We start from the raw sequence: 5,333 nt of genomic DNA on the forward strand, positions 1-5,333 counted from the left end.
GGCGGTAGGCGGCGGAAAAGCCGGCTTTTCCGCGCCGGAATTGCCGGCAATTCCGCCCCGCGCCCTTGTCGGCGGTCGCGCGACGCGGCAAGCCTTGTCCGAACGGAGACAGGGAGGCCCCGCCATGACCGCCACGATGCGCGCCATCGAGATCAGCCGGCCCGGCGGGCCCGAGGTGCTGAAGCCCGTCACGCGGCCCGTGCCCGAGCCGCTGGCGGGCCAGATCCTCATCCGCATCGACCATGCAGGCGTGAACCGGCCCGACGCGCTCCAGCGCGCGGGCAGCTACGCGCCGCCGCCGGGCGCCTCGGACCTGCCCGGGCTCGAGGCCGCGGGCACCGTCGCGAAGGTCGGCCCCGGCGTCACCCGCTGGCGCGAGGGCGACGCGGTCTCAGCGCTCCTGCCGGGCGGCGGCTATGCCGAATACGCCGTCACCCACCAGGACCACGCCCTTCCCGTGCCGCGCGGCATGGGGATGCGCGAGGCCGCGGCGCTCTGCGAGACCTTCTTCACCGTCTGGTCCAACGTCTTCATGCGCGGGCGGCTCCGCGCCGGTGAGCGGTTCCTCGTCCATGGCGGCTCCTCCGGCATCGGGACGACGGCGATCCAGCTCGCCCGCCACTTCGGCGCGCGGGTCTTCGCCACCGCGGGCTCGGACGACAAGTGCGCGGCCTGCGAGGCGCTCGGCGCGGAGCGCGCGATCAACTACCGGTCCGAGGATTTCGCCGAGATCCTGCGGGCCGAGGGAGGGGCCGACCTCATCCTCGACATGGTGGGCGGCGATTACCTCCCGCGCAACGTGAAGGCCCTGGCCGATGACGGGCGGCTCGTGCAGATCGCCTTTCTCCAGGGCCCGAAGATCGAGCTGAACTTCGCGCAGCTCATGGTGCGGCGGCTCACGATCACCGGCTCCACGCTCCGCCCGCAGTCGGACGCCGCCAAGGCCGACATCGCGGCGGCGCTCGCCGCCCATGTCTGGCCCTTGCTCGAGGCGGGACGGATCGCGCCGGTGATGGACGAGACCTTCCCGCTGGAGGAGGCCGCGCGGGCCCATGCCCGGATGGAGAGCTCGGCCCATATCGGGAAGATCGTGCTCCGGGTGTCCTGAGGATTTCAGGCAACCTTCGCAATACTGTCACGAAGACCCTCTAGCCCGGCTGGTGTGCGGCGGGCGCGCGACTCGTGCCCCGCCGCGATCCAACCAAGATCAGCCAGGGAGACCGACATGAAGGATGTCGACACCAAGCACCTGTCCGCCGACGAGTGGGACGAACTGAACTTCCCGCGCCCCGACGTGCAGGATTTCGACCGCGTAGTCGAGCGCGCGATCTCGCGCCGCGGCTTCCTCGGCGGCGTGCTCGCCTTCGGCTCGGGCGCGGCCGTCATGGGCACCTCGCTCCTCAAGGGCACGACGGCGATGGCGCAGCCCGCCTCGCGCTTCCCCTTCACCCCGATCGCCGCGCAGACCGACAACACGGTCCACGTGCCCGAGGGGTACACCTGGAAGGTTCTCGTGCGCTGGGGCGACCCGCTCTTCCCCGATGCCGTGGGCGCCTTCGACCCGCAGGCCGGCGTGCCGGTGGGCATGTCGGACCGCGTGTTCGGCGAGAACACCGACGGGATGGAGCTGTTCGACATCGACGGTCGCGAGATCATCGTGATCAACAGCGAGTACACCAACCGCGAGGTGAACCTGCCCCACGCGACGGACGGCGTGCCGACGGGCCTCGACGACGTGCGCATCCTGCAGAACTTCCAGGGCGTCAACGTCATGGAGATCGCCGAGGGCGCCGACGGCTGGTCGGTCGTGGTCGACAGCCCCTTCAACCGCCGCATCACGCACCTGACGCCGATGACCTTCTCGGGTCCCGCCGCCGGTCACGAGCTTCTGCAGACCGCTGACGATCCCACCGGCATGGCCTCGCTCGGCACGTTCAACAACTGCGGGTCGGGCCGGACGCCCTGGGGCACCTACCTGACCTGCGAGGAGAACTTCAACGGCTACTTCGGCGCCAACGGCGACATGCCCTCGGGCCTCGTCGGCGAAGGCATGCGCCGCTACGGCATCGGCGCCGACGGCTGGGGCTACGACTACCACAAGTGGGACGCCCGCTTCGACGTGTCGGCCAACCCCAACGAGCCGCACCGCGCGGGCTACATCGTCGAGATCGACCCGGCGAACCCGGAGAGCACCCCGGTCAAGCACACCGCGCTCGGCCGCTTCAAGCACGAGAACGCCGCCTACGGCATCGCCGCCGACGGGCGCGTCGCGGTCTACATGGGCGATGACGAGCGGGGCGAGTTCATGTACCGCTGGCTCAGCCGTGACGTCTATGTGCCCGGCGGCGACACCTCGACCCTTCTGGTCGAAGGCGAACTTTCCGTCGCGGTCTTCGAGGACGACCTGACGGGCCGCTGGGTGCCGCTGACGCCCGCCACCACCGGCATGGACGCGGCGCACATCGCCGTCTTCACCCGGATGGCCGCCAGCCGCGTGGGCGCGACGACGATGGACCGCCCCGAGTGGATCTCGGTGCATCCGAACGCCGCCGAGGCCTATTGCTGCCTCACCAACAACTCGCGCCGCGGCGCCCTCAACGACGACGGCACGGTCCGCACGAACGCGGGCGGCGACCCGATGACGGTCAACGCGGTCAACCCGCGCGAGACCAACAACTACGGCCAGATCGTGCGCTGGCGGCCCGATGGCGGCGACCACGGCGCCGACGGCTTCTCCTGGGACCTCTACGTCATGGCGGGCAACCCGACCGTGGCCGAAGGGCCGCAGGCGGGTTCGGCCAACATCAACGCGGGCAACCTCTTCAACTCGCCCGACGGGATGGTGATCGACAACGCGGGCCTGATCTGGATCCAGACCGACGGCGACGACTCGAACGAGGGCATCTACGAAGGCATGGGCAACAACCAGATGCTCGCAGGCGACCCGGTCACGGGCCGGATCGAGCGCTTCCTGACCGGGCCGAACGGCTGCGAGGTCACGGGTCTCTGCTGGTCCTCGGACCGCCGCACGATGTTCGTCGGCATCCAGCACCCCGGCGACAACGGCGGCAACTGGCCCGACTTCGGCGACAGCCTCGCGCGCTCGGCCGTCATCGCGGTCAAGCGCGACGACAACGGCCTGGTCGGCTGATCTGCAACAGGTTCGGGGGCGGCGCCGCGCGTGCCGCCCCTTTTCCACACTCGGTCCTTGACGCGGGCGGTGCGCCCCGATAATTGCCGATCAACCCCGATGCGCCCTGCCGCGTGAGCAGGCTGCGGCCGGCTGGCCGATGACGCACGGGGGGAAGAGAGATTTCCCGACATCACGCGAGGGGAGAACGGCCGCCACGAGGCGCGCGACCCTTTCGCGCGCTCCGGCCCGGCCCCCGCCTGTTCCCGCCGATCCCCGGCGGGGCTCGATATTCGCCGCCCGTGAGGGGCGGCCCGAAAGGACGATATGACCGACTTCAACACCCTCGGCCTCCCGGCCGACATGGTTTCCCGCCTCGCCATGGCCGGCCTGACCGCGCCGACCCCGATCCAGGAGCGCGCGATCCCCGCAGCGCTCCAGGGTCGCGACGTGCTCGGCCTCGCGCAGACCGGCACGGGCAAGACCGTGGCCTTCGGCGTGCCGCTGATGATGGCGCTGGCCGCCGCCAAGGGCGCGCCCGCGCCGCGCACGCCGCGCGGCCTGATCCTCGCGCCGACGCGCGAGCTCGCCAAGCAGATCGCCACCGCGCTCGAGCCGCTGCGGATGGGCCGCAAGCTCTCGGTCGTGCTGGTCGTCGGTGGCGCCTCGGTGAACGCGCAGGCCGGGCGTCTGGCGCGCGGCGCCGACCTCGTCGTGGCGACGCCCGGCCGCCTCATCGACCTGACGGACCGGAAGGACGTGAACCTCTCGCAGGTCACGCAGCTCGTCCTTGATGAGGCCGACCAGATGCTCGACCTCGGCTTCATCCATGCGCTGCGGCGGATCGCCTCCGTGCTGCCGGCCGAGCGGCGCACCATGCTGTTCTCGGCCACGATGCCCAAGGCGATGGAGGCGCTGGCCGCCTCCTTCCTGCGCGATCCCCTGCGCATCGAGGTCACGCCCCCCGGCCGCACCGTCGACCGGATCGTGCAGTCGGTGCACTTCGTGACGAAGGACGAGAAGACCGACCGCCTGATCGCCCTTCTCGACGGGCACCGGAACGAGCGCGCCATCGTCTTCGGCCGGACCAAGCACGGTTCCGAGAAGCTGGCCAGGACGCTCGAGGCCAAGGGCTTCGCCGTCGTCTCGATCCACGGCAACAAGAGCCAGGGCCAGCGCGACCGCGCCATCACCGCCTTCCGCGAGGGGCAGGTGCGCGTGCTGGTGGCGACCGACGTGGCCGCGCGCGGGATCGACATCCCCGACGTGAAGCACGTCTACAACTACGACCTGCCGAACGTGCCGGAAATCTACGTCCACCGCATCGGTCGGACCGCGCGCGCGGGGGCCGACGGCGCCGCGATCGCCTTCTGCACGCCCGACGAGATGGGCGAGCTCCGCGACATCCAGAAGGTCACGGGCCTCTCGATTCCCGTCGGTCACGGCCAGCCCTGGGACCGCCACGACCAGCCGCGCAAGGCGCAGGGCCGCGGCGTCCCGGCCAAGCCGACCCGCCGCCCGCGCCGCCGCCGTCCCCAGCGGGGCGCGAAGGCCGCCTGACCGGTCGGCGCACCCATCCATGCGGTTCCGCATGGATGGGATGCGAAATGCGGGAATACCTCGCTCGGGCAGCATGGGTTAGGCCCGGGGACAGTTCAACCGCTGTCCCGAAGGAGGCCACCCATGCCCGCACCGACGCTCCCCATGTTCCGCCTCGCGGGATTTCTCTACCTCGTCATCATCGTCTTCGGCATCTCGTCCGAGGTGCTGCTGCGCGGCCCGATCCTGGCCTCCGGCGACGCCGAGGCCGTGGCCGCCGCCATCGCCGCGACGCCGGGACCCCTCCGCCTCTCGATCGCGGCCGATGCGGTCATGGCGATGGCCGATGCGGGCCTCGCCGTCCTGCTGTTCCTGATCCTCCGGCCGATGGGCGCGGGCCTCGCGCTCGCCGCGATGGTCTTCCGCCTGATGCAGGGCGCGGTGATCGCGGCGAGCCTGATGCTCCTTCTCGCCGCCTTGCGTCCGGACCTCGCGCCGCAGGCGCTGGCGCTGATCGAGATGCACGGTGTCGGCTACGACCTGGGCCTCGCCTTCTTCGGCGTGAACTCGGTGCTGACGGGCGTGCTCCTCTGCCGGCTCGGCGGTGTCGCGCGGGTGCTGGCTGCTGGCATCATGCTGTCGGGCGTCGTCTACCTGACCGGCA

4 protein-coding genes are annotated in these 5,333 nt (G+C 71.1%); all 4 read left to right on the forward strand.

Annotation, left to right across the window (positions count from 1 at the left end; translation table 11 throughout):
• The first annotated feature begins 124 nt into the window (after nt 1-124).
• Nucleotides 125-1,108: an NAD(P)H-quinone oxidoreductase gene (locus ACTS11_RS14865; protein ID WP_442641084.1), complete on the forward strand. Its 984-nt coding sequence runs from the start codon at nt 125-127 to the stop codon at nt 1,106-1,108.
• 117 nt (nt 1,109-1,225) lie between these two features.
• Nucleotides 1,226-3,151 carry a PhoX family protein gene (locus tag ACTS11_RS14870; protein ID WP_442641085.1) on the forward strand — a complete coding sequence of 642 codons (1,926 nt, stop codon included), beginning with the start codon at nt 1,226-1,228 and terminating at the stop codon, nt 3,149-3,151.
• Nucleotides 3,152-3,457: 306 nt separating this feature from the next.
• Entirely contained in the window at nt 3,458-4,690 is a 1,233-nt protein-coding gene (locus ACTS11_RS14875; protein WP_442641086.1) for a DEAD/DEAH box helicase, read from the forward strand.
• Between the two features lie 123 nt (nt 4,691-4,813).
• Nucleotides 4,814-5,333: DUF4386 domain-containing protein (locus tag ACTS11_RS14880; RefSeq protein ID WP_442641087.1), on the forward strand; the 520-nt coding region annotated here is incomplete at its 3' end.

The sequence above is a fragment of the Roseicyclus sp. genome (genome assembly GCF_052168335.1).
Lineage (GTDB): Bacteria > Pseudomonadota > Alphaproteobacteria > Rhodobacterales > Rhodobacteraceae > Roseibacterium.